The sequence below is a fragment of the Corynebacterium sp. HMSC074C01 genome, assembly GCF_001814605.1.
Taxonomy (GTDB): domain Bacteria; phylum Actinomycetota; class Actinomycetes; order Mycobacteriales; family Mycobacteriaceae; genus Corynebacterium.
The window spans coordinates 1-25555 of record NZ_KV817287.1 but is presented as its reverse complement, the minus strand read 5'-3'; the positions used below and the strand labels follow the sequence as shown (position 1 = coordinate 25555).

The window sequence follows — 25555 nt, the reverse complement described above, 5'->3', positions numbered from 1 at the left end:
ATTGTGACTAAAGTTATCCCAGATACTTTCTTTGCGTTCGCCTTCATCGTCGCACTCAGCCCTCTAGGAGAACTCCATTATGTCTCTGTCCCGCCGTTCACTTATCAAAGCTGGCGCTCTCGCGCTGACCGCCGGCGCCATAGGCAGCCAAGCACCTGCCGCCCTCGCTGTGGGCCCAGCTGTGGGCACCATCATTGACTTCTCAGCCGGTGTCCCTTCTGCGCGCGCGATCAAGGCCGCAGGCCACCTTGGCGCCATCCGCTATGTTTCCCAGCGTCGCCCCGGCGCCGACTGGATGAAGGGCAAGCCGGTCACGCTGGCGGAGACGAAGGCCAACGCTGCTGCCGGTCTGAAGACCGCCTCCATCTACCAGTTCGGACGCGCCGACACCGCCGACTGGCTCAACGGCGCTGCGGGCGCTGCGGTCCACGCCCCGCAGGCCATCGCCATCCACAAGGCCGCTGGTGGGCCGACGGGCCGCCCGATCTACATCGCGATCGACGACAACCCCACCCGCGCTCAGTATGAGAACCAAATCCGCCCTTACCTCAAGGCCTTCTCGACGGCGCTGAGCGCGGCAGGCTACCACACCGGCGTATACGGCAATTACAACGTCATCGACTGGTGCGTCAACGACCGCATTGGCCAGTTCTACTGGATGCACGATTGGGGCTCGGGCGGCAAGATTCACCCGCGCACCACCATCCACCAGAAGGCAAAGAACCAGGCCACCATCGACGGCGTGACCTGCGATATTAACACCGTCTATGCCAATGACTGGGGCCAGTGGACCCCGGGCCAAGGCGCGGTGACGCCGCCCAAGGTCAAGGACATCCCGGCCGTGCCGGACAACGTCTCGCTGCCCAACATCACCCTGCCGGATCCCACTGGTCGAGGCTCCAGTGTGAGCAGTGATGGCATCACCATTGCTGGTTCTTCCATCAGCAATGACCAAGTGCGCGGCGCGGTGGATATCCTCAACACCGTGCGCAAGTCCATGGGCTAAACGCCTTACTGCAGCGCAGTCCCCTACCTCGCCGCAGTCGTCTTCGACGCCGAAGCCTTAGAACTCGAAGCCGGCGAGGACGCAGTGGAGGACGGCTCCGCAGATGAGGACGCTGCTGTTGGCGACGCCGCCGTGGACGTTGTGGAGGTCGCACTGGTGGTAGCGGTGGACGTCGCCAAGCGCGTGGCGATAGCACTGGGGTTGGCCAGCGCCTCCTTGTTCAGGTTGTTACCCTTCACCAGGTTCTTTCCGGTAATCTCCTTGCGCACGTAGGACGTGAGCTCCTCGGCGGAGCCTTCGATGGAGGCAGCCACAACAAAGTCCTCCCCGAAAGACACCGAGGAGTGCCGGTCCTTGCTGTCCGACCACCCCCACTTGGAGCCCACGACGTCACTCAACTTCGCGGTTCCATAGTCTTGCTGGTACCCGTCGGCCGAGACGGCATCGGCATGGGACATCGCCACCAGCACCGGATGGGTCGGATCATCTTCCATGAGCTGGACAATGAACCGCACCACGTCATAGGTAGACGTCATGGAATGGCCCCAGTCCTCCCCCGCGGACGTAGACTTCAGCCCGTATTCCTTGGCTATTGAATCGATGGACCGCGGGTATTTCTCAAAGAGCTTCCCGGCGCTCTCATCGGAGGAATCAGAAATCATGTCCAGCGCTACGTATTTATCCTCAAAGGCCCCGTGCTCCAGCACGTAGGTAGCGATGTAGAGCTTGATCAGGCTCAGCGCATAGCGCGGCTGGTGTTCGGTGGCCGAGCCCATGTGCATGCCCGTCTCAATGCGGTAATACGTGATGGCCTTGGACTCATCGCCCTTGAGGAACTGACCTACCGAGTCCGGGACAGCTGCCAGTTGCAGCTGTCCTTTCCTATGTGTGATGGGTCCAGGCTTGCTTGCGCTGGTCTGCGCTGAACCGCCAGCCGTGGAGTCTTCTTCATGTGCTGGCGAGCATGCAGTGAGACTCGCTGCTCCGAGCACGCACGCCAGAAGGGCGGCACCAGCTCGCGCTGACACCGCCCTGTGAGAAGGCTGAGAGTAAAACACAGAACCTGAGTCTACTCTCTACCGTCCGAAACGTAGCGTTTTAGGTGTTTTAGTGGTCCACCGGAGCCTCAACGCCCACACCAGTCAGGGAACGAACCTCCATCTCTGCGGACAGCTCTTCCAGGTTGTCCGGCGGGGTCATGATGGAGACGATCCAGCCCGCGAAGAAGGCCAGCGGGATGGTGACCAGGCCCGGGGAGGACAGCGGGAAGATGGACCAATCGGCGTTCGGGAACATCGAGGTCGGGGAACCGGATACCGCCGGGGACAGGAAGATGAGTACCAAGCAGGAGATAACACCGGTGTACATCGATGCCACAGCGCCCGCGGTGTTGAAACGGCGCCAGTACAGGGAGTACAGGATGGTCGGCAGGTTAGCGGATGCCGCAACCGCGAAGGCCAGGGACACCAGGAAGGCAACGTTTTGGGTCATGGCCAGGATGCCCAGAATGATGGCGACAATACCCAGGACAACCACGGTGATCTGGGAGACGCGAACCTGCTCAGCCTCGGTGGACTCACCGTTGCGGATAACGGAGTGGTAGATGTCGTGCGCGATGGAGGCCGATGCAGTGATGGCGAGGCCGGCGACGACAGCCAGAACGGTAGCGAAGGCCACCGCGGAAATGACCGCCATGAAGATGGAGCCACCGATTTCCAGGGCCAGCAGCGGTGCCGCGGAGTTTGCACCACCCGGTGCGGCGAGGATGCGATCCGGGCCAACCAGGGCGGCAGCGCCGTAGCCCAGAACCAGGGTCATGAGGTAGAAGGCACCGATGATAACGATGGCCCAGGTAACGGAGCGGCGAGCCTCGGTCGCGGTCGGCACCGTGTAGAAGCGCATGAGAACGTGCGGCAGGCCGCCAACACCGAGAACGAGGGCAATACCCAGGGAGATGAAGTCAAGCTTGGTGGTGAGGTTCTTGCCGTACTTCAGGCCCGGCTCCATGATCTGGGAGGCTTCATAGCCGCCCTCCTTGATAGCTTCGGAATTAGCGTGCATATCAATCGCCTGGGTAAAGAGTGCGCTGAAGCCACCCTTCAACAAGACAAAGGTGAGAATGCACATGATGACCACGCCGGTCACCAGGAGCACGGCCTTGATCATCTGCACGTAGGTCGTACCCTTCATGCCGCCAACAAGAACGTAAACGATCATGAGGATGCCCACGATGCCAACGACGACGGCCTGCCACTTGAAGTCGTGAATATTCAGGAGCACGGCCACGAGGGATCCTGCGCCAGCCATCTGCGCGATGAGGTAGAACAGCGACACGAACAGGGTCGAGATAGCCGCTGCCACGCGCACCGGGCGCTGCTTAAGGCGGAAGGACAACACGTCCGCCATGGTGAAGCGGCCGACGTTGCGCATCGGCTCCGCGACGAGCATCAGCGCAACAAGCCAGGCGACGAAGAAGCCGACCGAGTAGAGGAAGCCATCGTAGCCGTTGAGCGCAACGGCGCCGACGATGCCCAGGAAGGACGCGGCGGACAGGTAGTCGCCGGAGATAGCAAGGCCGTTCTGCCGGCCGGAGAAACTACCGCCGCCGGTGTAGAAGTCGGAGGCTTCCTTCGTGGACTTGCCGGCACGAAGCACCACGTACATGGTGACAACGAGGAAGGCGGCGAAGACTGAGATATTCAGAATCGGGTTGCCGGCGGAGGATTCCGCTGCGGCCAAGGTAATGGTCTGCATTGTTTAGCCCTCCAGTTCCTGGCGAATGGCCGCTGCCTGCGGCTCGATGTTTTTGTTGGCGTAGTTGACGTAGATGTACGTAATGATGAAGGTTGTCAAGAACTGGGCGAGGCCAAAGACAAGGCCAATGTTCCAACCGCCACCAAGCTCTATGGCCATGAAGCTGGGGGCAAAGACCGCAGCCAGCACATAGAGGACGTACCACACAAAGAACGCCACAGTCATGGGGAAGGTGAATTTGCGGTACGCGCTGCGCAGCTTGGCAAACTGCGGGCTGTCACGCATCTCGATGAACTCTTGCGGCGTAGGTTCGCGGCGCGAGTTAATCGAAGCAGGTGCGTCAGTCATGTCGCTCTCCTTACAAGGGGTCTTTTCTCCACAAACCGCGGTGAGAGACAAGAGGTAGTGTCTTCAATCACGTTTTGCCTTGCACAGTAAGTTACCTAACCGCTCTTGCAAGGTTGTAAATCCTGCCAAGAAAAGTTAATAACATACACTTTCGCTACCCCCTACCCTTGCAACTACAAGGGATTTCTATCTCGCTGCTAGCACCCCCACAGGAGATTCCAAAGGAAGAATCTAATTTAGCAAACCGAAACTTCACAGAGTCTTTCACAGATCTTCACTCCCCCACCCCTCACGATTCCCACTTCCCTGGGTACGCAACAAAGCCCGCCTTCAGCGTCCTCCCCTCTCCCCTAACGATGTAGAAAGAAAGAGCAAGGCGCTGAAGGCGGGCTCCATCGCTCACGGGCGCATAACGCGTCCCCTAAGTGTTCAAGCTTTAGGCGCCAGGAAACTCACGCGGGTCCTTGAACATGCGGCCAAATCCTTCCTTGCCATCAAGCGCGTCGAGAGCCGCAATATCCTCTGCAGTGAGCTCAACCTTCGCGGCAGCGAAGTTTTCCTCCAAGCGCTCGCGGCGGCTGGACTTCGGAATGACCGAAATCCCCTTGCTCAACAGGTACGCCAGGACAGCTTGGCCAGCAGTAATATCGTGTTTCTCGGCCACGGCCATAACTTCTGGGTTATTGAGGATGATGCCGCGGGCCAACGGCGACCACGCCTCCGTCACGATGCCATGGCTATCGTGGAATTGACGCAGCTCCGGCTGCGTAAAGCCCGGATGCAACTCAACCTGATTGAGGACAGGAACGACACCAGTCTCATCGATCAGGGTTTGCAGAGTTTCCTCATAAAAGTTGGCCACGCCAATCGATGCAATCTGCCCCATGCCCTGCATGCGGGCGATCTCCTCAAAGGTCTCCACGTACAACCCGCCCTGTGGCCAGGGCCAGTGGATAAGGTACAGGTCAAGGTAATCCAGCTGCAGCTTGTCCAGGGACTCACGGAAGGCCTGGCCCACTTTGTCCTTGCCATGGTGGTCGTGCCACACCTTGCTGGTAATAAAGAGCTCATCACGGGTCACGTCGCCAGCCTTCATAGCGGCGTTGAGCGCTTGGCCTAGCTCTTCTTCATTCTCGTAGAGGGTGGCAGTATCGAAGTGGCGGTAGCCCAGGTCGATGGCTTCACGCACGGAGCGGACAAGCTCCTCCCCGTGCATCTTGTAGGTGCCGAGACCCAGCAGCGGCATCTCGCGGTCATCATTGAACGTAGTTTGTGGGACACTCATGCCCTCCATTGTGCCGCACTCCCGCGCGCTGTGTGGCGGAAAATGGCGGCTCGCGTCCTTCAACCCAGACGAAAACGCGCGAAACGCCCTCACCAATGTGTGCCGTGCTCTAGTGCACGGCCGGTAAGGGCGTCGTTTCGGGAAACGGAAAGGGCTATGCCCTTCTACGCTAGGCGCGGATGAGATCGATAACGAAGGTCAGCGTGCGGCCAGACAGCGGGTGTGCACCACCAGCCGGGCCATAAGCCTTCTCCGGCGGGATGACCAGCTTGCGGCGGCCGCCCACCTTCATACCCGGGATTCCTTCCTGCCAGCCGGCGATGAGGCCAGTCAGCGGGAACTCGATGGACTGGCCACGACCCCACGAAGAGTCGAATTCCTGGTTCGTCTCATAGTCAACACCAACGTAGTGAACCTCAACGAAGCCGCCCGGCTGGGCTTCGGCGCCGTCACCCACCACAATGTCTTCGATGACAAGGTCCTGGGGAGCAGGCTCCGTTGCCGGCTCAATTACGGGCTTTTCCATTGGGGATTATCCTCCTTGGATTACTTTCTTCTTTGCTGGCCGCATACACGTAGGCCGAGCCACAACGCCCTCCAGTATAAGCGGAGATGTGGGGCTCGGCCCTAGAAATGCAGCGTATGGGCTATACGCTAAGCCACGGCAGCCTGTGGAAGACCGCCGCTGAGGTTACTGTTTAGCGCTCGCTACGCGGGGTGACCTTACGCAGGGTCTCGCCGGTGTAAATCTGGCGCGGGCGGTTGATCTTGGTGTTGAGCTCAAGCTGCTCGCGGTACTGAGCAATCCAGCCCGGCAGGCGGCCGATGGCGAAGAGGACGGTGAAGAAGTCCGTCGGGAAGCCCATGGCGCGGTAGATCAAGCCGGTGTAGAAGTCGACGTTCGGATAGAGCTTGCGGGAGACGAAGTAGTCGTCGTTCAGCGCAATCTCCTCAAGCTTCATAGCCAGGTCCAGCATCGGATCGCCACCGAGGTGATCGATGATCTCGTGAGCAGTGTCCTTGACAATGGCCGCGCGCGGGTCGTAGTTCTTGTACACGCGGTGGCCGAAGCCCATGAGGCGAACGCCCTTTTCCTTGTTCTTCACGCGGTTCATGAAGTCGGTAGCGTCACCATCGTGGTTGTTCTGGATATCCTCAAGCATCTCCAGAACGGCCTGGTTAGCGCCACCGTGCAGCGGGCCAGACAGTGCGTTGATGCCACCGGCGATGGCAACGAACAGGTTGGCCTGCGCAGAGCCGATCATGCGGACGGTGGAGGTGGAGCAGTTCTGCTCGTGGTCAGCGTGGAGGATGAGGAGCTTGTCCAGAGCCTTGGCCACAACAGGGTCAACCTCGTACTCCTCAGTCGGGTAACCAAACATCATGCGCAGGAAGTTCTCGCGCGCGTTGAGCTTGTTATCCGGGTACATATAAGGCTTGCCCTGCGACGCACGGTAGGCATAAGCGGCCAGCATCGGGACCTTAGCCAGCAGGCGGACGGTAGCCTTGTCCAGCTGCTCCTCATCCAGCGGGTTGAGCTGGTCCTGGTAGTAGGCGGAAAGAATGTTGAGGGAGGAGGCTAGAACAGCCATCGGGTGCGCGTTGCGCGGGAAGATGTTGAAGGCTGCCTTGAAGTCCTCATCCAACAGGGTGTGGTGACGGATCTCGTTGTTGAACTTGGACAGCTCATCCTCGGTGGGCAGGTGGCCCTTGATCAACAGGTAAGACACCTCGTTGAAGGTGGCGTTCTCAGCCAAGTCCGCGATGTCGTAGCCGCGGTGGCGGAGGATGCCTTCCTCACCATTAATAAAGGTGATCTTGGACTCGGTGGAACCGGTCGCTGCATAACCCGGGTCGAAGGTCACCAAGCCAGTCTCGTTACGGAGCTTGCCAATATCGAAGCCGGAGTCACCCTCCGTGGACTGCTTAATGTCCATCTCGTACTCGCCGCCGGGGTACTGCAGTACAACCTTGTTCTTTTCAGAAGCCACGTGTTTTCCTTTCCTCAATGTTCAACGCCGACCAAAGCCGGCGCGACAGATCTAAACCTCTTCACACTGTAGCAAAACTTGTGACTCTGCCAACATTGGCAATCCTGGCAAAGTATCTAGTGCGCGAACGAAACTAGGCTACACTGCCCACATGAGCAACTCAGAACTCGTCCTGCCAGCAGATATCCTCCCTTCCGACGGCCGTTTTGGCTGCGGCCCCTCCAAGGTCCGCCCCGCCCAAATTGAGGCAATCACCGCCGGTGCCGACACCATCATTGGCACCTCGCACCGCAAGCCCGCCGTCAAGAACCTCGTCGGCTCCATTCGCGAGGGGCTTTCTGAGCTATTTTCCCTGCCAGAGGGCTATGAAATCGTTCTCTCCCTCGGCGGCGCTACCGCTTTCTGGGACGCAGCAACCTTCGGCCTGATCGAGAAAAAGTCCGCCCACCTGAGCTTCGGCGAATTCTCCTCTAAATTTGCTAAATCCGCTGCCGCCGCCCCGTGGCTCGACGCCCCGCTCGTCACCGAAGCAGAGGTCGGCACCGCCCCAGACCCGAAGGCCGCCGACGCCGAAGGCGCCGACATCATCGCTTGGGCCCACAATGAAACCTCCACCGGCGCTATGGTTCCGGTAACCCGCCCTCATCCGGATAACGCAGAGCAGCTCGTCGTCATCGACGCCACCTCGGGTGCCGGCGGCCTGCCGGTAGATATGTCCGATGCTGACGTCTACTACTTCTCCCCACAGAAGTGCTTCGCTTCCGACGGCGGCCTGTGGCTGGCAGCAATGTCCCCGGCAGCCCTGGAGCGCATCGAGAAGATCAACTCCTCCGATCGTTTCATCCCGGCCTTCCTCAACCTGCAGACTGCAGTGGACAACTCCCGCAAGAACCAGACCTATAACACCCCGGCTGTAGCCACGCTGCTCATGCTGGAGAACCAGGTCCAGTGGATGAACGCCAACGGCGGCCTCGACGGGATGGTCAAGCGCACGACGGAGAACTCTTCCATCCTCTACAACTGGGCCGAGGCCCGCCCGGAGGCCACCCCCTTTGTGGCCGAGCCTTCCGAGCGCTCCCTGGTGGTCGGCACCATTGACTTCGAGGACAGCGTCGATGCCGCTGCGGTCGCCGCAACGCTGCGCGCCAACGGCATTCTCGACGTCGAGCCCTACCGCAAGCTAGGCCGCAACCAGCTGCGCGTGGGCCTGTTCCCGGCAATTGATTCGGCGGACGTCACCAAGCTCATCAAGGCTATCGATTACGTCCTAGACAACCGCTAAGCTTCGCTCGAAGCTCCTTCAGCCGCACAACAACATTTGTTGCATTTATTTGTTGCCGCGTACAACATGCCCCGCGCTCTTGCCAGAGTTCGGGGCATGTTCTGGGTAAAGTGGACTTCATCACATGTCCGCTACCAGGCTAAGGAGCGCCATCATGCGCGAGATTTTCCTCGCACCCAGCGACTCAACTGACACCTCGCTCGTCCTCCGGGCTGAGGATGGTGAGGAGTTCTTCCTCGAAGTCACCGACGAGCTTCGCGAGCTTTTCGCTCCCGCCGACTCTGCCGAATCCGAGTCCGAAACCGCGGCGGAAGGCTCGGCCGCCCAGGAGGAGGACGACGCCACCACGGCAACCGAAGATTCCTCCACCGCGTCTGCACAGGCTGAGCGCTCCACCGGCTTGCACACCGTCATGCCTGCCTCTGGCGGCTCACCTTCCTCCCCGCAGAGCCAGCCCACACCGCAGGCACAAGAAATCCGCCTGCGCCCCAATGAGATTCAATCCCGCATCCGCGCCGGCGCAACCGCCGCGGAGATCGCTGAGGAACTCGACGTTCCGGAATCCCGCATCGAGCCTTTCGCGCACCCGGTGCTCTTGGAGAGGGCGCGAATCGCGGACGTCGCCAAGCAGGCGCACCCCATCCGCGAGGATGGCCCGGCCAAGCTCACCTTGTGGGAGATTCTGGCCACCGCCTTCGCCGCCCGCGGGCACTCGCTGTCGGAGGCCACGTGGGATGCCTACCGTCACCAGGGCGAGCCGTGGATCCTGCGCATCACGTGGAAGACCGGGCTGTCCGCCAACGAGGCCGAGTGGACCTTCAAACAGACCATGTCCTCGCCGGCCACGGTGGAAGCACGCAATTCCGTCGCCGCAGACCTCACCGACCCGGACTTCGTACAGCCAGTGCGTTCGCTGACCTCCGTAGGCCGCGGAGAGCGCTACGACGAAGCCATCGATGGCCGTGACTACGCCGAGGACCTAGAGGTCAACGAGGACGCGCGCGCTGGTGCCCCCGGTGTGACGGAGCTGTCCTCCTACGCCGGCGTAGGAGAAGATACCGACGGTTATGCCGAGCCTTCCGTGCTTCCCTCCCCGCACGGCGGAGAGCACCCGGCCGACACTGCAAATGCTGAGGAGGCGTCCGCCGCTACCGAAGAGTCCGCGCAGCAGTCGGAGGAGAAGGAAACGGGAGTGGACGAGGACTTCCTCCAGAACCCGGATCCGGAGCCCAAGCCCACCAAGCGTCGCCGTAAGGCCGTCACCCCGCACTGGGAGGATGTGTTGCTCGGCGTTCGCTCCTCTACCAAGCGCCCCCGCAATTAGCGAGTAACCTGCCGTGGATACCCAAAGCGCCGTTCTCACTCTCTGGTACGTCACCGCCGCCGATCCCGCCGAGGTTCTTCGCGGCGAGCCCAAGGCCGACCGCGGCTTCGGCCGCAAGTTCCTTGCTCAACTCAATCCCTCTCTACCCGTCACGCCCATCGGGCAATTCCCCCTCAACCGTTCCGCCGAGCCCGGCGCGAGCGAGTTCTATGTGGGTGGCTATCCCGGTGTGACCGTCGTGCAGACCATCATCCACGATGATCAGCTGATTCTCTCGCAGCTCTCCCGCACCCTGCGCGAGGCCGTGCCCGCCACGGAGGTTTACGCGTTCGCTTCCGATTCGGAGACCGGCTACGCCGGGTTTGCGCACTGGACGGGCAGCCGCCTGCGACGCTCCCTGTGCGGAACGCGCTTTAACCTCTATGAGGATCATGGCTTGCCCGAAACCTTTGAGGCCCCTTTCTGGGCCGGAGAGATGGATGAGCCCGTGGGCGGTATCTCCCTGCCTTTCGAGCCACTCACCATCACCGAAGCCGCCCAGGAGTTCTGGCTGGGCATTGAGGTGGGTGAGGACGGCCCAGACGTGGACGTCGTAGGCTACGCCACCGACGGGCGCCCTGAGCCCAAGGTCGATACTCCCTCGCCCCGCCGAAGCGTGGGCGAGGTAGCCACCACCTCAGTGGCGAAGCTTGGCCTCAACGATTATGACGACTACGAGGAGCACGATCTCGAACCGGAATCCACCGGAGAAGAGATCCTCCGCACCGCCAAGCACCTAGGCGGGCTGGTACGCCGCTACGCGGTATCGACCTCGCGGAGCCTCTGGGAGCGCTGGCGCTCGTAGAAGGCAATGGCCGCCGACGTCGCTACGTTGAGGGAATCCGTGCCCTCTGCCATGGGAATGCGGGCGCGCACGTTGGTGGCACGCATGGCATGCTCGGTCAGTCCTGGCCCCTCCGCACCCACCAGCAGGGCCACCTTGTCTGCGCCTTCGAGGGCGTCGGCAATATGCACAGCATCCGGATGCGGGGTCAGCGACACCAGCCGGAAGCCCTTTTCACGCAGCTGCTCTAGACCCCGCTGCCACGTGGTGAAGCCGCCGTCGAAACGCGCCCAGGGCAGGCGCAAGACATGCCCCATAGAGACACGCACCGAGCGTCGGTAGAGCGGATCCGCCGCACCCGAGCCTAAGAGGATGCCGTCAACATCCATGCCTGCGGCATTGCGGAAAAGCGAGCCGATATTTTCGTGGTCGCCCACGCCTTCCATGATTGCCAGGGTGCGAGCACCGTCTATGACCTCATCTACGGTCCAGGCTTCCGCGCGGTCAGCCGCAGCGACGAGCCCACGGTGCATGTCGAAACCAGTGACCTCCCCCAACGTGGCTCGGGTGACCTGGTAGACGGGGATATCCCCGACATCGTGGTGTTCCAGGAACGTGTCGAGCTTTCCCTCAAAACCAATGATGCAGCGCACCGGGAAGCGGGAGGCGAGCAGGCGCTCCACGCACAGTGGGCCCTCACCAAAAACGAAACCCTCGCCGGACTTATCCGCGTGCTTGAGATCGCGGATATCGTCCAGGCGAGGGTCTGTGGGGTCATCAATGACAAAACGCATGGCCCCAGTCTAGGCGCCGGGCCAAGCGCTCATCCCAGGCGGGCTATGCCAACAGCGAGCTGATGGGATCCATGGCGAAGTAGACCACGAAGAGAGCGGCCACGAGCCACATGATCCAGTGGACCTTCTTGGCCTTGCCGGCGAAGGTAGCCATCAGTGCATAAGCGATGAAGCCCACGCCAATACCGTTGGCGATGGAGTAGGTAAAAGGCATTACCACGATGGTGAGGAAGGCCGGGATAGCATCCTCCATGCGGTTCCACTCGATGTCCTTGAGCTGTGCCGCCATCATCACGCCGACGATGACGAGGACAGGGGCCGCTGCCTCAATGGGCACAATCTCGTAGAGCGGGGTGAGGAACATGGCCAGCAGGAAGATGATGCCGGTGACAACGTTAGCCAGGCCGGTGCGGGCACCGTCACCGATACCAGCTGCCGAGTCCGCGAACACGGTGTTGGAGGACACCGAGCCGGCACCACCAGCAACGGCACCAAAGCCTTCCACCACCAGGGCCGTCTTCATCTCCGGAAGGTTGCCCTTCTCGTCTACGAGGTTGGCCTGCTTGCCCAGGCCGTTCATGGTGCCCATGGCATCGAAGAAGTTGGTGAGCAGCAGCGTGAAGATGAGCAAGACGGTGGAGACCACGCCCAGCTTGGTGAAGGCGCTAATCGGATCCACCTGGCCCACAATCGACAGGTCCGGCAGGCCGCCCAGGGAGCTAGGTACCTCCGGGGTGGCCATGCCCCAGTCCTCGGAACCTGTAAAGGCCTGAATGATCATGGCGATGATGGTGGTGATGACGATACCGATGAAGAGACCACCGCGGACTTGGCGGATGACGAAGAAGGCGGAGAGGATCAGGCCCACGACGAAGACGAAGGCCGGCCACGTAGCGATCGAGCCGTTCACGCCCAGGCTCACCGGAACAGTAGTCATCGCAGCATCCGGCACGCGGGTAACAAAGTGACCATCCACGAAACCGATGAGCGCGATGAACATACCAATACCCACGCCCATCGCGGCTTTCATGGAGGCCGGGATGGCGTCAAAGACCGCCTGGCGGAAGCCAGAGATGGCCAGTAGGACGATGATGATGCCTTCAATGACGACGAGGCCCATGGCCTCGCGCCATTCCAGGCCGTTGAGGGAAACCATAGTCACGGCCACGAAGGTATTCATGCCCAAGCCCGCAGCCATGGCGAACGGGTAGCGAGCAATCATGCCGAAGGCGATGGTCATAACACCGGCCACCAGCGCGGTGGCAGCGGCGACCTGCGGGATGCCCAGGGTGGTGCCGGCGGAGTCGGCGGAGGTACCCAGGATGAGAGGGTTGAGGAGAATGATGTAGGCCATCGCGAAGAACGAGACCACGCCGGCGCGGACCTCGGTTCCTACGGTGGATCCGCGTTCGGAAATCTTGAAATAGCGATCGATAGCTGCGTTCATCGTGAGAGAGCGCCCCTTCTATCTAGAGAAATGAAGTTTTACCTGCTAAGGGTGCTCCATCGAGGCACTAAAAAGCAAAACCCGCACGCGGCATCGCTGCTGCGTGCGGGGAGAAGACCACGATTTAGTAGATAGGTCTCTCGTCATCGAAGGGGCGCTCCTGCTCCGATCCCTCTTCACGAATGGTCGTGCCGGAGTGCGCACCACACCCATAGGTGGCGTGCACCACTTTTCCATCCGCCGAGTATTCATTAGCACAGACGCCATAATTAGGCACCAGCTCTAGATAAAAAGCACACGTTTTGCACTGCAGCTGGGCTTGGGATGCCATATCCGAATTCGGGCCGTACTTCTTGCGCCAGCGTTCCTTGGCCCCCTTGAGGCCGATCTCGGAGAGCTTCCCTTCCTCCAGCCTGTCGTCATCGGGCGCGGGCGGCATGAGGTCGCCAGGGCCAAGGTCTCCTGGGCGCAGGCGCTCGGAATAAGGAACCCATTCCGGTGCCTGAAGGGCCTGGCCGCCGGGAACGAGCGCGACCTCATTGACGGTCGGGGTGCGCGAGCCTTCCGCGCAGGCAACGACGGCGTGCCATTCCCATCCCGGATAGCCCGGCACGTGCGCATCAAAGCGGTGGGTGGCCACGTTGCGGCCCACACCGGCAACGCCGCGGTGCTTGCCGACGTCCCCCTCACCTACCTCTTCCACGGCCCGGCGCGCCAGGTTGACAGCCGTCGAATCGAGAAGCGGGGAATGCATCTTTTTCTTGCGAGTCACTCTCCCATTATTAATCACGTACCGCGCCATAGTGCACAATGACAGTCATGCCTCTCCCCCACACCGCCCGCGCCCTCCGCGCGCTTGCTGCTGCCCTCTCCGCTGCCACACTGCTCGCGCCCTTAGCGTCATGCTCTTCTCACCCCGCGCGCGAGGACGCTTCCTCGTCTACGGGGACGGGTGGGGCGTCGCCAAGCGCAAGCTCCCCAGAGCGCCTCGGCGTCACCGTCCTCGACACCGCGCCGCTGCCTCCCGATACCTTCACCCAAGGCTTGGAGGTCGACCCCGCCGGCAACCTGCTGATCGGCACTGGACTGAAAGGGAAGTCTCGATTGCTGCGCCTTGAGCCGGGGGCGCAAACCCCGTCGGAAGAAATCGCGCTCGAGAGCTCATTCTTCGGCGAGGGTATCACTCAGACCGACGCCGGCATCTGGCAGCTGACGTGGAAATCCGGGACAGCTTTCCTGCGGGATTCCGTCACCTTCGAGGAACTGGACCGCGCTAGCTTTGACGGCGAGGGCTGGGGCCTGTGCAACGCGGGTTCCGAGCTCATCATGTCCGATGGTTCCGCCGCACTGCGCCATCTCGACCCAGTAACCTTCGAGGAGCTCGGCCCACGCACCGAGGTCACCCTCGACGGCTCCCCCGTGGACAACCTCAATGAACTTGAGTGCGTCGATGGCGCAGTCTATGCCAATGTCTGGATGAGCGAGGATATCCTGCACATCGACCCGGAATCTGGCGTGGTCACTGCGGTCATTGATACCGCGAACCTCAACCACGTTCCCTCTGCAGATCCCAACGCGGTCCTCAACGGCATTGCCCATATCCCGAGCACAGACGAGTTCTGGATCACCGGCAAGCTATGGAATGAGCTGTACCGGGTGCGCTTCGAGTAGGATTTTCAGCCATGGCTACCGTGAAGCAAGCAAGGAAGAAGTCACTGCTGCAATTTCTGGCGCTCATTATCGCCGTGGCAGTCATTGTCGTGGCGGTGGTGATGTTCCAAAAGTGGTGGAATGACCGCCCGGGTCCCGACCCGAAAGACGTCACCATCACAGCCACGGTAAGTGATGAGACACTGGAGGTCGCGCCCTATAGCGTGTGCGAGCCCGGCGCCGACTGCGAGGAAGGTGAGGTGCCAAACCTCACAGTGGGCCCCGATGACACGCTGAAGTTGGAGATCCCCGAGGCTATCTACAACCACGAATGGTCCGTGCTGTCCATCTATGATGACCCGGCCGCCAATGACAGCACCGCTCACGGCGCCAACGAAACCACCTCACTGGAGATCCCCGGCTCCGTGCCGCCGATTGAGGCCTCCACCGGCGAGCGCCCCCAGCTGATGGTGGTAGAAATCTCTACCCTCATGATTGGCCAGGATGCCAACGGCGAGGAGACCCCGATGCACACGGTATGGTCACTGTCCACCATGACTGATGAAGAGCTCAAGGAGTCCAAGGCCACGGGCGAAGCTCCGGCTGAGAAGTAGCAGCGCTGCGGCGCGCGCTGCCCCACGCGCCTGCACAAACGACAAAGTGCCCTAGTTGCCAAACTTCGGACTGATCATTGAAAAATCAGCCCAACTTTTGGCAACTAGGGCACTTTTGCAGGTTTAGACCCTTTTGTAGGTTTAGACCTAAGCCTCTAGGCGCTTAGCTATCCAAGTCCTTGGCAATAGCGCGCAGAATCTCAGCCACCTGACGGCCGGTCTTGCGCTCTGGGTAGCGCCCCTGGCTCAGCACAGGTTGCACCTGGGTCTCAAGGAGTGTCATGACGTCGGAGAGCATGCTCGCCAGCTCTTCCGGCTTGCGGGCCGGGGTGCGTCGGCGCGGAGCATCCAGCACCTTCACGCGCAGCGCCTGCGGGCCGCGGCGGCCAGCAGCGAAGTCAAAGTCGATGCGCTGGCCTGGGAACAGCTCATCAACGCCCTTGGGCAGCACATTGCGGCCAACGTAGACGTCTTCATCGCCGGGGTTGCTGACAAAGCCGAAGCCCTTGTCAGCGTCATACCACTTCACTTTGCCGATAGGCATGGTTCTTCACTCACTTTCTTTCCGTCTCTCCTCTTTCAAAGCTTAGGCGCTACCAAGTATCAGACCTATAGGCTCCGGAATTCTGGAACGAGGAAGCGCGGCGAAGCGTGATCAGAATTCAAGCGGCCGCGCGGAGAAACTATCCGTGGAACTTATAAAGAGATATAGCTTAACCCTGGTCCACCCCATCAGAAAACCCCACGCTAGATATCACCCCAGCAACCACACCCGTTACATATGTGATATAGCTAACATTCGCGGCGCGAACAGGGGAAACATAAGAGAATCGATACTTTCGTTACCGTTTTAGAGCATTTAACGTGACTGTTTCGTTATAAACCGCTACTCTTTCCCACAGGCACTTCGGCCGCCGGCCGTGGAAGTCTCGCCCCAGACACAGTCCGGGCTTCCACACGGCGGCCATACATGATGTGCATGAACATGAACATCAATTGCAAAACTACATGCCGGACTGGGCATCATCTGGGCGCGAGAAAGCAAGAACAACCTAGAGAAGGAATACTTTAATGGGACGCCACTCCGCTAAGAACAAGTCCATCGCAACCAAGTTTGCCGCTTCCACCGTTGCCGTCGGCGCTGCCGCAGCCATCATGGCTCCGAACGCTGCCGCTGCACCGGATTCTGATTGGGACCGCCTCGCACAGTGCGAGTCCGGCGGCAACTGGGCCATCAACACCGGCAACGGCTACCACGGCGGTCTGCAGTTCAGCGCTCAGACCTGGCAGGCCTTCGGCGGCGGCGAGTTCGCTCCGACCGCTAACCTGGCTACCCGCGAGCAGCAGATCGCTGTTGCCGAGCGCACCCTGGCTCAGCAGGGCTGGGGCGCATGGCCGGCTTGCTCCGCTAGCCTGGGCCTGAACTCTGCCCCGACCCCGCGCAACGTCAACGCCGCTCCGGCGCCGGCTGCGCCGCAGGCTCCAGCCGAGGCACCGCAGGCTGTTCAGAAGGCTGCCGAGCAGCCGACCGATGAGCTGGCTTCCGACGCCCTCTACACCCTCATCGAGGACACCGCTACCCAGTACGGCCTGACCATCCCGGCTTCCTTCACCGAGCAGTACAAGGCTAACCGCCACAACTTCAACGCCTTCTACTCCGCGAACCGCCACGTCATCGACCCGCTGGCGCAGTTTCTGGCTGCACGCTAAGCAGCGTGCCGTGCCGTGCAAGCACGGCACGGCACATCGAAGCAAAGCTTTTAACTACATAAAGAAAGGCTGGATGGTTTCCTCCATCCAGCTTCTTTTAGTTTTGACTAAGCCTTTTCCTCAACAGCAACGCGTTCCTTAGCGCGCGACCGATCACAGGCCAGCAACACTAGGCCAACAACAATCCACAGCCCCAGCGACCACCACGCATGGCCGAAGCCTTGCCCATCAAAGAAGGACAGCGAGCGGACTAGGTGACCCGTCGCGCCGATGGGCATCCACTGCCCCAACGTCGACCACCCGGCAGGCAGCAGCCACGGGCCGGTTGCCAGACCCGACAGCGGGTTCGCTAAGAAGATAGTCAGCACGGCACCGATTCCAATACCCGCGGCACCCATCACCCCCGCAAGGCCTGCAGTCACCGCAGACGTCGCAAGGATGCCCGCAGCGATAGCCATCCACTCGGCAGCGAAGCTGCCACCGAGGGTTCCATAGACGGAGTGCAGCATCCACGTAGCAACGAGCCCGCCGAAAAGCGCAATACCAACGAGCACCCCCAGCTTGACCCATTTCTTGCCACGAAATGCAAAGGTGGCAATAACAGCGGAAATAATCCCGCCAAAGGCCAGCGGCAGGCCCAGCAGTGCGATACCGCTCGCCTGCGGGTCCTCCTTCGTCGTCGGCGCCAGCTCCTGCTTCTCCACGGACATTCCTTGTGCTTCAAGCTGGCCAGCGAGGCCATCAATCATCGTCACGTAGGGAGCACCATTTCCCGCAGCGGTGAACTCACTCGCGCCCTGCGGGGAGATGACCAGTCCACCAACAGCTTCACGCTGCAGCACCGCGTCGCGCACCTCGGCCTCGCTGTGCTTCACGACGATCTCCGGGGCCTCATCCCCCGCCGCACTCTCAATCTTCTGCGAGATGCCTTCGAGCATGGGCTCCGGCGCCGAAATGGCAACCGGAACGCCAGCCGGACCCGACGCAAAGATGGGCGCCAAAAACGCCCACAGCATAAGGCCGATGACGACGGGGATCCCCACAATGGCAACTATCGATTTCACAGCAACCGATGGCTGCTTTCCTTCCTGACTTTTCACCGCTGACACTTCTAACCTCCAAATGGAACAGGGTGTTTCACTTACAAAGTGGAGCATAGTGCTCCGTTTGGTATGATGCAAGCTGTGAGACAAGACGCAGCAGAAAACAAGCAAGCCATCGTCGCAGCAGCCAGGCAGCTGCTCATCAGCGAGGGACCGGGCGTGTCCATGCGCTCCATCGCCAAGAAAGCCGGCGTGGGCGTCGCCACGGTCTCACGCCACTTCCCCGAACGGCTCTCCCTCCTCGATGCCGTCACCGGCGCGGAGGTAGCACACATCAAAGAAGAGGTGGACAGCCACCTACAAGGTTTCGACGAGGATCCCGAAGGCACCTGGCGCGATATTATTCATCGGATCGCCAGCCTTAACTTCGCCGCGGTTGTTCAAGCAGTGGCAGCCGAGGTGAATACTGCCTCATTCTCAGACGATGACGTGCAGGAGATCGCTGCCCAGCGCAAAGCTGAACTGAAGTCGATCTACCAACCGATTATCGAACCCGCGCGACAAGCAGGTCTCTGCCCCGAGTCCCTCACCCCGCTCGAGCTTCACATCGGCATCGGTCTCATCACCCGCCCGCTGCCCAGAACACCAGTGAGCGCCGACTACCTATCAGGTATACAAGCCCAGCTCATCGATACGCTGCTCGACGGCCTTAAAGCCCAAGCCCGTGCCAACTAGTTGAGGCGCAAGTACATTACAAACACGTATAGCCCCACCGAGGAGAACATTCTCGGAGGGGCTGAAAGCGAGCCGCCAAGGCTCGGCACATCTGCTCAGTGAAGCGCAGATTTCTGCGCGCCTACTTAGCGGTTGATGCGGGTGTACGGGTGAACGTAGTTGAGCTTTTCTGCCGGCATCGGCAAAATCAGGTCGTCACCGTACGGGCTGGAAGCACCAGCAAAAGGTGCAGTAAGTTCAGTAATAGCGTGCTCGCGGGGGCTGTTCTTCGGCCAAGCCGGGGATACGAAGCCTTTGTTCTCATTCGACATGCTTCTTATTATTCCAAACCCCGCGGCAAAAAGTAACTTATTCACTTAACGAGGGCCCCATACCTCCCCCGCCTACTAAGCTTGAGGGCCATTATGACCTCCCCTTCACACCGCGCCCGCGTTACCGAGAGCTACCGCGAGTGGCTCAGCCAGTTGCCTGACAAGGACCTGCGCGCCCTGCTCAGCAACCGCAGTGATGTTCTCTCACCCGCACCGAAGGACTTTGATGCGTTGGCCTCGCGCCTGACACTTCCGATGCACGTCGCGGATGCCTTAGCGGCAAGCAATGCCGAGCAACTAGCTACTTTGGAGGACATCGCACAACGCGGCGGCGAAATAGCCATGGTGGAAGACACCAACCCTGCAATCACGAAGCAGCTCAAGGAGCGCGGTCTCGTCTTTGGTGACGCCCCACAGGTGCGCATCGTCACCGCCGTGATGGGCTCACTTCCCACCGGCTGGTCGTTGCGCAACCAAGTAGAGTTCGATGAGAAGGATCTAGCCGCGCTTGCCCCCGAGGAGCGCCGAGTCCTTGATGCTTTAAGCAAAAGCGACGGCATGGGCTATACCACCGACACCGAGCCGGACATCAACTCCGAGGATCCCGCCAAGCGCCTGCTGGCCAAAGGTTTTCTGGAGCGTATCAACGCGCACTCTGTGCGCTTGCCGCACTCGCTCGCCCGCCTGCTGGCTGGTGATACCACCCCGCCCATTCCCACCACCCCCTCGGGGCGCGCGGGCACCCCGGAGCCGGATGCCAGGGCTGACGACGCCGGTGCCGCAGCTGGCCTCGAAGCCGTGCGTGGCATGGAAAGGCTCCTCGAGTTGCTCGGCAGTCATCCGGTAACTCTGCTCAAGGATTCTTCGGTCGGCGTTCGCCCACTCAACCAGCTGGCCAAGGATCTCGCTCTGGAAAAGGAGGAGGTCGCGCGGCTCATCTGCTTGGGCCACCACGCTAGGCTTCTCCACCGGGGTGAGCCGGATGGCTTAGAGGGCCACTTCCTCGCGCCTACCACCGGCTCCCAGGACTGGCTCGAGGCCGACCCCGGGGAGAAGTGGCGCATTCTTCTCGACGCCTGGCGTACCTCCCCCTGGGCCAGCTGGGCTGAGACCCGGGTGCTCGCGGAGGATAGCCTCGTGCGCCGCCTGCCGCGCTTCCGCGCTTTCGTTCTCGGCGTCTATGCACACTCCGCAGTCGCGCTGAATGACGATGAGTTCTGGGAAGAGTTGCGCTTTCGATCCCCACTCTTTGCCAGCCACACGCGCACGGTGACCATTGAGCAACTGCGCGCCGAAGCCGAATGGATCGGTGCTATAGCGCTGGGCAAGGCTACCCGCGTGCTGGGTGATTCCGCCGCAGCCGCCACACTCGTCCCCGAAACGGTCAGCGAATTCATCATCCAGCAAGACCTCACCGTCCTCGTTCCCGGCCCCCTTGAACCAGGCACACACCGCACCCTGACTTCCCTGGCGGACCTCGAATCCCCAGGCCTAGCCAGTGTGTACCGCATCAGTGAGGCCACTATTCGCCGCGGCATGGACCAGGGGCTCACCGCGCAGGAAATGATCGACTTTTTGGAAGCGCACTCCCCGACAGGCGTGCCGCAGGCATTGGGCTTTGCCATCGGGGACGTCGCCAAGCGCCATGGCACCCTCCGCAGCGGGCCAGCACTGTCCTATCTGCGCAGCGAGGACCCCGCGCTCCTGGAGCTTGCCGTCGCATCCGTTGCCGGTCTGCGCCTGCTCGCGCCCACCGTCGCGGTATCTCAGCTGCGCGTGGGCGAGCTATTGGAGAAGCTGCGCGCCAAGGGGCTCTCCCCCACTGCGGAGGATGAATCCGGCGCCTCCCTTACCGTCGCGCCCGAGCCTTACCTTTTGCCCACGCCACGCACGAAGCCCCGCAAGCGCGAGCCCGCCTCGGTGGATGAAGCCGTGCAGGCCTTGCGGCAATCAGCACAGAATCCCAGCGCACACCAGGAGGAGGAACCGGATCCGCTCACTCTAGCCCGCGCCGCCGCGCGCTTCCACGCCGATATCGTGATCTCCTATGCCGATAAAAGCGGCGAGCTGCGCACCGTGACTGTGAAGCCATTGTCTGTGGAAGGCGGCTACATTGATGCCCTAGGCGCAGCGGGCAAACCCGTGCGCTTCCCAGTTCACCGCATTTCCTCCGTCCGCTTCGCCGACAGGGATTGATTCCTTCCCTGACGCCCAGAGTAGAAAGGCCCTAGATATGCCCGGACCACTCATCGTCCAATCGGACAAGACCGTCCTCCTCGAGGTGGATCACCCGCAGGCCGACGAGGCTCGCGCAGCGCTCGCACCTTTTGCTGAGCTGGAGCGCGCGCCCGAGCACATCCACACCTACCGAATCACCCCGCTCGCCTTATGGAATGCCCGCGCCGCCGGGCATGATGCCGAGCAAGTCGTCGACGTTCTGGAGAACTACTCCCGCTTCCCGGTGCCGCAGGCGCTGCTGATCGACGTCGCCGAGACCATGTCGCGCTACGGCCGCGTGCGCCTGCTGGCACATCCGGCCCACGGTCTCATCCTCGCATCGGACGAGCCTGTCATCCTGGAGGAGCTCACGCGCACCAAGAAGGTCAGCGAACTTCTGGGCCCGCGCATTGATGACAACACCATCGCCGTACCACCCTCCGCGCGCGGGCGGCTCAAGCAGGAGCTGCTCAAGGCCAGCTGGCCCGCCGATGACCGCGCCGGCTACGTCGATGGTGAATCCCACCCCATCGCGCTGAGCACGGAGGAGGTGGACTGGAGCTTACGCGATTATCAGCAGTATGCCGCCGATTCTTTCTGGTCTGGTGGCTCCGGCATCGTGGTCCTGCCCTGTGGCGCGGGCAAAACCATCGTGGGTGCTGCCGCCATGGCCAAAGCACAGGCCACCACGCTCATCCTGGTGACCAACACCGTGGCCGGGCGCCAATGGCGCGATGAACTACTGCGCCGCACCAGCCTCACGCCGGAGGAAATTGGTGAGTACTCGGGTGAAAAGAAAGAGATCAAGCCGATTACCATCGCCACTTACCAAGTGGTCACCCGCAAGACCAAGGGCGAATACCGGGCACTCGAGCTCTTCGATTCCCATGACTGGGGCCTTATCATCTACGACGAAGTCCACCTCTTGCCTGCCCCAGTCTTCCGCATGACCTCCGACCTCCAATCGCGCCGTCGCTTAGGCCTGACCGCCACCCTCATCCGCGAGGATGGCCGCGAGGGCGATGTCTTTTCGCTCATCGGGCCCAAGCGCTATGACGCGCCGTGGAAGGAGCTGGAATCCGCCGGCTATATCGCCACCGCGGACTGCGTCGAGGTGCGCGTCGACATGACGCAGGAGGAACGCCTGCTTTATGCCACGGCACAAGCGCGGGAGCGCTACCGGATTGCGGCGTCGGCAGGCGCGAAGCTGCGGGCCGTCGACAAGCTGCTGAAGAAACATGAAGGTCAGCAGGCACTCATCATTGGCGCTTACGTGGACCAGCTGGAGGAGCTCGGTGAGCACCTCAACGCACCGGTCATTGACGGCAAGACTTCCACCGCCAAACGCGAAAAGCTCTTCCAACAATTCCGGGAAGGCAACCTGGACACCCTCGTGGTGTCCAAGGTGGCCAACTTCTCCATTGACCTGCCCGAAGCCGCCCTGGCCATCCAAGTCTCCGGTACCTTCGGCTCCCGCCAGGAGGAGGCCCAGCGCCTAGGCCGCCTACTGCGCCCGAAAAAGAACGGGCAGGAAGCCACGTTCTACACTCTCGTGGCGCGTGAATCGATTGATGCGGAATATGCCATGCACCGCCAGCGCTTTTTGGCCGAGCAAGGTTATGCCTACCGGCTGGTGGACGAAGTAGACTTGTGAGCTGATGAAGATTTTCAAGTTTGAAGTCAACGAAGACTTTGCCAAGAAGAACAATGAGCTCCTGCGTGATTCCGCGCGCCTGCGCAATTCCGGACTCATCATGGGCCTTTTAATTATCATCGGCGGCATTGCCGTCTACTTCGGCATGGAGGCCGTCTGGCGCATCACACTAGCGCTGGGCATAGTGCTCTTCGGAATCTTTTGCGCCGTCATCGGCGTCTTGGCCTCAAGCAAGGTCGGCTCGGCTCAGAAACTCTATGATTCCTATCCGTTAGCCCCCGCCGTCGTCGCAGAGGTCAACGAGCGCGACATGGTCCTCATGGCGCTGGTGAATACCAACGTGGACCCGAAGGCTCCGCCGCGCTGGGGCGCCTGCCTGCGCACGGTCACCAATATCCCGGGCATTAAGCGCACCGTGGGAACCAAGGTTCCGGTGGCCGCGGTCTCCGGTCAGCGCAGCAGCGGCGATCAAGACCACTGGCAGCAAATCACCCCCATGCCGATTGCCTGGGGTACCCCGGATGCGGAGACCGTGACGATTGCCCGCAAATCCATTCCGGAAGACCAGTGGCAGCGCCTCGAGCGCGCCCGCAAACGTCTGACCGATGTAAAAGCTACGAAATACGATTTGTTGGTGCTGTAAATGACTGTCGAGAGACTACAAGAATTCGGCGAAACCATCTTCGCCACCATGACCGCGCTTGCCGTGGAGAATAGCGCGGTGAACCTAGGCCAGGGTTTCCCCGATAGCGACGGCCCGCAGCGCATGCTGGAGATCGCCCAGGAAAACATCGCCGGTGGCAACAACCAATACGCTCCCCTGCGCGGGGTCCCGGTGTTGCTCAGCGCCATCGCGGAGACCTACTCCGTACCCCAGGACCACGTCGTGGTCACCGCCGGCGCTACCGAAGCGATTACCGCCACGGTGCTCGGCTTGGTAGAACCGGGCCACGAGGTCATTGTCCTCGAGCCCTACTACGATGCCTATGCCGCTGCCATCGCGCTTGCCGACGCCACCCGCATCCCCGTCCCCTTGAAGGAATCCGGCAATAGCTGGGATATCGACGTCGATGCGGTGCGTGCAGCCGTGACCGATAAAACCGCCATGGTCATCATCAACACCCCGCACAACCCGACCGGCTCGGTCTTCTCCCGCGAAGCACTCACCGAGCTCGCCAAGCTCTGCGTGGAAAGGGACCTGCTGGTTCTCGCCGATGAGGTCTATGAAAACCTCACCTTCGGCACCGACCACGTCAGCATCGCCTCCCTGCCGGGGATGGCCGCGCGCACCGTCACCGTGTCATCTGCCGCCAAATCCTTCAACTGCACCGGGTGGAAGACCGGCTGGGCCATTGCGGAGCCTAAGCTTCTCGACGGCGTCATCAAAGCCAAGCAATTCACCACCTTCGTCTCCACCACGCCCTTCCAGCCGGCCGTGGCCCATGCCCTGCGTTATGAACAAGAATGGCTAGACGGCATGGTGGCTGAACTTGCAGAGTGCCGCAGCATCCTAGTGGAAGGTCTCAAGCAGCTGGGATTCCATGTACATGACACCGGCGGCACTTACTATGTGGTTGCCGATATCTCCTCTACCGGTTTAAACGGCATCGACTTCTGCATGCAGCTGCCCGAAACGAAGGGCGTGGCCGCCATCCCGCTAGCCGCTTTCACGGACAATCCCGAGCCGTGGAAGTACAAGGTGCGCTTTGCTTTCTGCAAGCGCCCTGAGGTCATCCGGGAGGCCGTGCGACGCCTAACGGACGAAAGATAGACCTGCGGCACAGAGCTTTGTGCTCAGAGTTGACCATTAATCGCCCCGAGCACACGAACGCAATCCTTCACTTAACCCGCCAGCAGTCCAATCCCAACATTAACGGCAGCATGTAGAATTGAGCACTCAATGATGCTGCCCGAACGATATCTCACCGCGCCAAGTATCCAGCCACTGAGGAACTGAACGGGAAGTATCGGCCACAGATGCACATCAACACTCAATAGCACGAGGTGAGGCACGAGAAAAAGAGCGGCCTGAAGTGTGTTCCCACCCCATAGTCCCCAGCGTCGAAGAAACAAGCCGCCGAGGAATCCTCGGAAGAAAATCTCCTCGCCTACGGCTCTAAGAATCGCGGCACCACTTACCCCTTGGACGAGAACGACACCTGGGAGGGTAAGACTAGCTGTCGGCACGAGACGGATACCAAGGTAACCAATTCCTAGCAGCACAGGGAACAAAACGAGGCTTAACCCTGCCGCTTGCCAGCTTCCCCATCGCAACCCCACATGTGCCCGGGCACGGGACACCCCAAGTGACTTTCGCCGGAAAAAAATATAGAGCACTGAGGGCCAGAGGAATAAAAGAAATTCAATCATATTTCTTTTCCTTTACCGTGAATGGGCGAAACGACGTTGCCATAAAGTTCTCCCGACTTCAATTGTAGGATTCGCATGCGAGGACAACGGCCCAACAGCGGTGGGGTAACTCATACCGCTCTGGGCGCTAAGAGCTAAGAGCCGACTTCGGCGCTAGCACGGCTGGGCCTGACCCCCGGAAAGTAGACACGTCGGGG

The 25555-nt window shown here is 61.0% G+C and carries 25 protein-coding genes; 12 read left to right on the top strand and 13 right to left on the bottom strand.

All coding sequences use genetic code 11. The features are described 5' to 3' along the window. The first annotated feature begins 79 nt into the window (after positions 1-79). Complete coding sequence (locus tag HMPREF2978_RS08730) at positions 80-1006, top strand: DUF1906 domain-containing protein (RefSeq protein ID WP_070745060.1); 927 nt, start codon at positions 80-82, stop codon at positions 1004-1006. A gap of 23 nt (positions 1007-1029) precedes the next feature. On the opposite strand, the gene HMPREF2978_RS08725 is transcribed toward HMPREF2978_RS08730, so the two are convergent. From HMPREF2978_RS08725 to HMPREF2978_RS08700, 6 genes are all read right to left on the bottom strand, one after another. Then, positions 1030-2064 (bottom strand): hypothetical protein, encoded by a 1035-nt coding sequence (locus HMPREF2978_RS08725; protein ID WP_070745058.1) that lies wholly within the window; start codon positions 2062-2064, stop codon positions 1030-1032. Between the two features lie 49 nt (positions 2065-2113). Further along, positions 2114-3760, bottom strand: coding sequence for a solute symporter family protein (locus HMPREF2978_RS08720; RefSeq protein ID WP_070531594.1), 1647 nt, complete (start codon positions 3758-3760; stop codon positions 2114-2116). A 3-nt stretch (positions 3761-3763) separates the two neighbouring features. Continuing rightward, positions 3764-4108: a DUF485 domain-containing protein gene (locus tag HMPREF2978_RS08715; protein WP_070523091.1), complete on the bottom strand. Its 345-nt coding sequence runs from the start codon at positions 4106-4108 to the stop codon at positions 3764-3766. Between the two features lie 436 nt (positions 4109-4544). Beyond that, positions 4545-5402 carry an aldo/keto reductase gene (locus tag HMPREF2978_RS08710; RefSeq protein ID WP_070529442.1) on the bottom strand — a complete coding sequence of 286 codons (858 nt, stop codon included), beginning with the start codon at positions 5400-5402 and terminating at the stop codon, positions 4545-4547. Positions 5403-5562: 160 nt separating this feature from the next. Then, positions 5563-5919 (bottom strand): FKBP-type peptidyl-prolyl cis-trans isomerase, encoded by a 357-nt coding sequence (locus HMPREF2978_RS08705; protein WP_010187736.1) that lies wholly within the window; start codon positions 5917-5919, stop codon positions 5563-5565. A gap of 172 nt (positions 5920-6091) precedes the next feature. After that, positions 6092-7384, bottom strand: a complete 1293-nt coding sequence (locus tag HMPREF2978_RS08700) for a citrate synthase (protein ID WP_083316521.1) — start codon at positions 7382-7384, stop codon at positions 6092-6094. 151 nt (positions 7385-7535) lie between these two features. Between HMPREF2978_RS08700 and serC the strand changes: the two genes are divergently transcribed. From serC to HMPREF2978_RS08685, 3 genes are all read left to right on the top strand, one after another. After that, positions 7536-8666 (top strand): phosphoserine transaminase, encoded by a 1131-nt coding sequence (gene serC, locus HMPREF2978_RS08695; RefSeq protein WP_070745056.1) that lies wholly within the window; start codon positions 7536-7538, stop codon positions 8664-8666. 154 nt (positions 8667-8820) lie between these two features. Further along, complete coding sequence (gene sepH / locus HMPREF2978_RS08690; protein ID WP_010187739.1) at positions 8821-9990, top strand: septation protein SepH; 1170 nt, start codon at positions 8821-8823, stop codon at positions 9988-9990. Between the two features lie 13 nt (positions 9991-10003). Further along, complete coding sequence (locus tag HMPREF2978_RS08685) at positions 10004-10834, top strand: DUF6928 family protein (RefSeq protein ID WP_070745054.1); 831 nt, start codon at positions 10004-10006, stop codon at positions 10832-10834. Here HMPREF2978_RS08685 and HMPREF2978_RS08680 read toward each other — a convergent pair. The 3 genes from HMPREF2978_RS08680 to HMPREF2978_RS08670 form a co-directional block, all read right to left on the bottom strand. Next, the gene (locus HMPREF2978_RS08680; RefSeq protein ID WP_070745052.1) at positions 10786-11607 is read right to left on the bottom strand and encodes a TrmH family RNA methyltransferase; all 822 of its coding nucleotides are present in this window, start codon (positions 11605-11607) and stop codon (positions 10786-10788) included. The genes HMPREF2978_RS08685 and HMPREF2978_RS08680 overlap by 49 nt on opposite strands. A 43-nt stretch (positions 11608-11650) precedes the next feature. Further along, the gene (locus HMPREF2978_RS08675) at positions 11651-13054 is read right to left on the bottom strand and encodes an NCS2 family permease (protein ID WP_070745050.1); all 1404 of its coding nucleotides are present in this window, start codon (positions 13052-13054) and stop codon (positions 11651-11653) included. A gap of 124 nt (positions 13055-13178) precedes the next feature. Further along, positions 13179-13808 (bottom strand): DUF3027 domain-containing protein, encoded by a 630-nt coding sequence (locus HMPREF2978_RS08670; protein WP_246818754.1) that lies wholly within the window; start codon positions 13806-13808, stop codon positions 13179-13181. A 65-nt stretch (positions 13809-13873) separates the two neighbouring features. Here HMPREF2978_RS08670 and HMPREF2978_RS08665 point away from each other — a divergent pair, with 65 nt between their 5' ends. Then, positions 13874-14725 carry a glutaminyl-peptide cyclotransferase gene (locus HMPREF2978_RS08665; RefSeq protein ID WP_070745070.1) on the top strand — a complete coding sequence of 284 codons (852 nt, stop codon included), beginning with the start codon at positions 13874-13876 and terminating at the stop codon, positions 14723-14725. Positions 14726-14736: 11 nt separating this feature from the next. Beyond that, positions 14737-15318 carry a DUF2771 domain-containing protein gene (locus HMPREF2978_RS08660; RefSeq protein ID WP_070745045.1) on the top strand — a complete coding sequence of 194 codons (582 nt, stop codon included), beginning with the start codon at positions 14737-14739 and terminating at the stop codon, positions 15316-15318. Between the two features lie 163 nt (positions 15319-15481). On the opposite strand, the gene HMPREF2978_RS08655 is transcribed toward HMPREF2978_RS08660, so the two are convergent. Continuing rightward, positions 15482-15862, bottom strand: coding sequence for a cold-shock protein (locus HMPREF2978_RS08655; RefSeq protein ID WP_070745043.1), 381 nt, complete (start codon positions 15860-15862; stop codon positions 15482-15484). 527 nt (positions 15863-16389) lie between these two features. Between HMPREF2978_RS08655 and HMPREF2978_RS08650 the strand changes: the two genes are divergently transcribed. Continuing rightward, positions 16390-17028: a resuscitation-promoting factor Rpf1 domain-containing protein gene (locus tag HMPREF2978_RS08650; RefSeq protein WP_070745041.1), complete on the top strand. Its 639-nt coding sequence runs from the start codon at positions 16390-16392 to the stop codon at positions 17026-17028. Between the two features lie 107 nt (positions 17029-17135). On the opposite strand, the gene HMPREF2978_RS08645 is transcribed toward HMPREF2978_RS08650, so the two are convergent. Then, positions 17136-18092 (bottom strand): SNG1 family protein, encoded by a 957-nt coding sequence (locus HMPREF2978_RS08645; RefSeq protein WP_246818752.1) that lies wholly within the window; start codon positions 18090-18092, stop codon positions 17136-17138. Positions 18093-18203: 111 nt separating this feature from the next. On the opposite strand from HMPREF2978_RS08645, the gene HMPREF2978_RS08640 reads away from it, so the two are divergent. After that, positions 18204-18806 carry a TetR/AcrR family transcriptional regulator gene (locus HMPREF2978_RS08640; protein ID WP_246818753.1) on the top strand — a complete coding sequence of 201 codons (603 nt, stop codon included), beginning with the start codon at positions 18204-18206 and terminating at the stop codon, positions 18804-18806. A 125-nt stretch (positions 18807-18931) separates the two neighbouring features. Here the strand turns inward: HMPREF2978_RS08640 and HMPREF2978_RS08635 are convergent, their stop codons facing one another. Continuing rightward, the gene (locus tag HMPREF2978_RS08635) at positions 18932-19117 is read right to left on the bottom strand and encodes a hypothetical protein (RefSeq protein ID WP_010187772.1); all 186 of its coding nucleotides are present in this window, start codon (positions 19115-19117) and stop codon (positions 18932-18934) included. A gap of 93 nt (positions 19118-19210) precedes the next feature. Between HMPREF2978_RS08635 and HMPREF2978_RS08630 the strand changes: the two genes are divergently transcribed. The 4 genes from HMPREF2978_RS08630 to HMPREF2978_RS08615 are packed head-to-tail and all read left to right on the top strand — an operon-like array spanning position 19211 to position 24759. Next, entirely contained in the window at positions 19211-21313 is a 2103-nt protein-coding gene (locus tag HMPREF2978_RS08630) for a helicase-associated domain-containing protein (protein WP_070745035.1), read from the top strand. A gap of 37 nt (positions 21314-21350) precedes the next feature. Further along, positions 21351-22988, top strand: a complete 1638-nt coding sequence (locus tag HMPREF2978_RS08625; RefSeq protein ID WP_070745033.1) for a DNA repair helicase XPB — start codon at positions 21351-21353, stop codon at positions 22986-22988. A gap of 4 nt (positions 22989-22992) precedes the next feature. After that, positions 22993-23631, top strand: a complete 639-nt coding sequence (locus HMPREF2978_RS08620; protein WP_070745032.1) for a DUF3239 domain-containing protein — start codon at positions 22993-22995, stop codon at positions 23629-23631. Further along, positions 23632-24759: an aminotransferase class I/II-fold pyridoxal phosphate-dependent enzyme gene (locus HMPREF2978_RS08615; protein WP_070745030.1), complete on the top strand. Its 1128-nt coding sequence runs from the start codon at positions 23632-23634 to the stop codon at positions 24757-24759. It abuts the gene before it with no gap. Between the two features lie 71 nt (positions 24760-24830). Here HMPREF2978_RS08615 and HMPREF2978_RS08610 read toward each other — a convergent pair whose 3' ends face one another. Then, positions 24831-25358 carry a CPBP family intramembrane glutamic endopeptidase gene (locus tag HMPREF2978_RS08610; protein WP_070745028.1) on the bottom strand — a complete coding sequence of 176 codons (528 nt, stop codon included), beginning with the start codon at positions 25356-25358 and terminating at the stop codon, positions 24831-24833. Positions 25359-25555 lie beyond the last annotated feature (197 nt).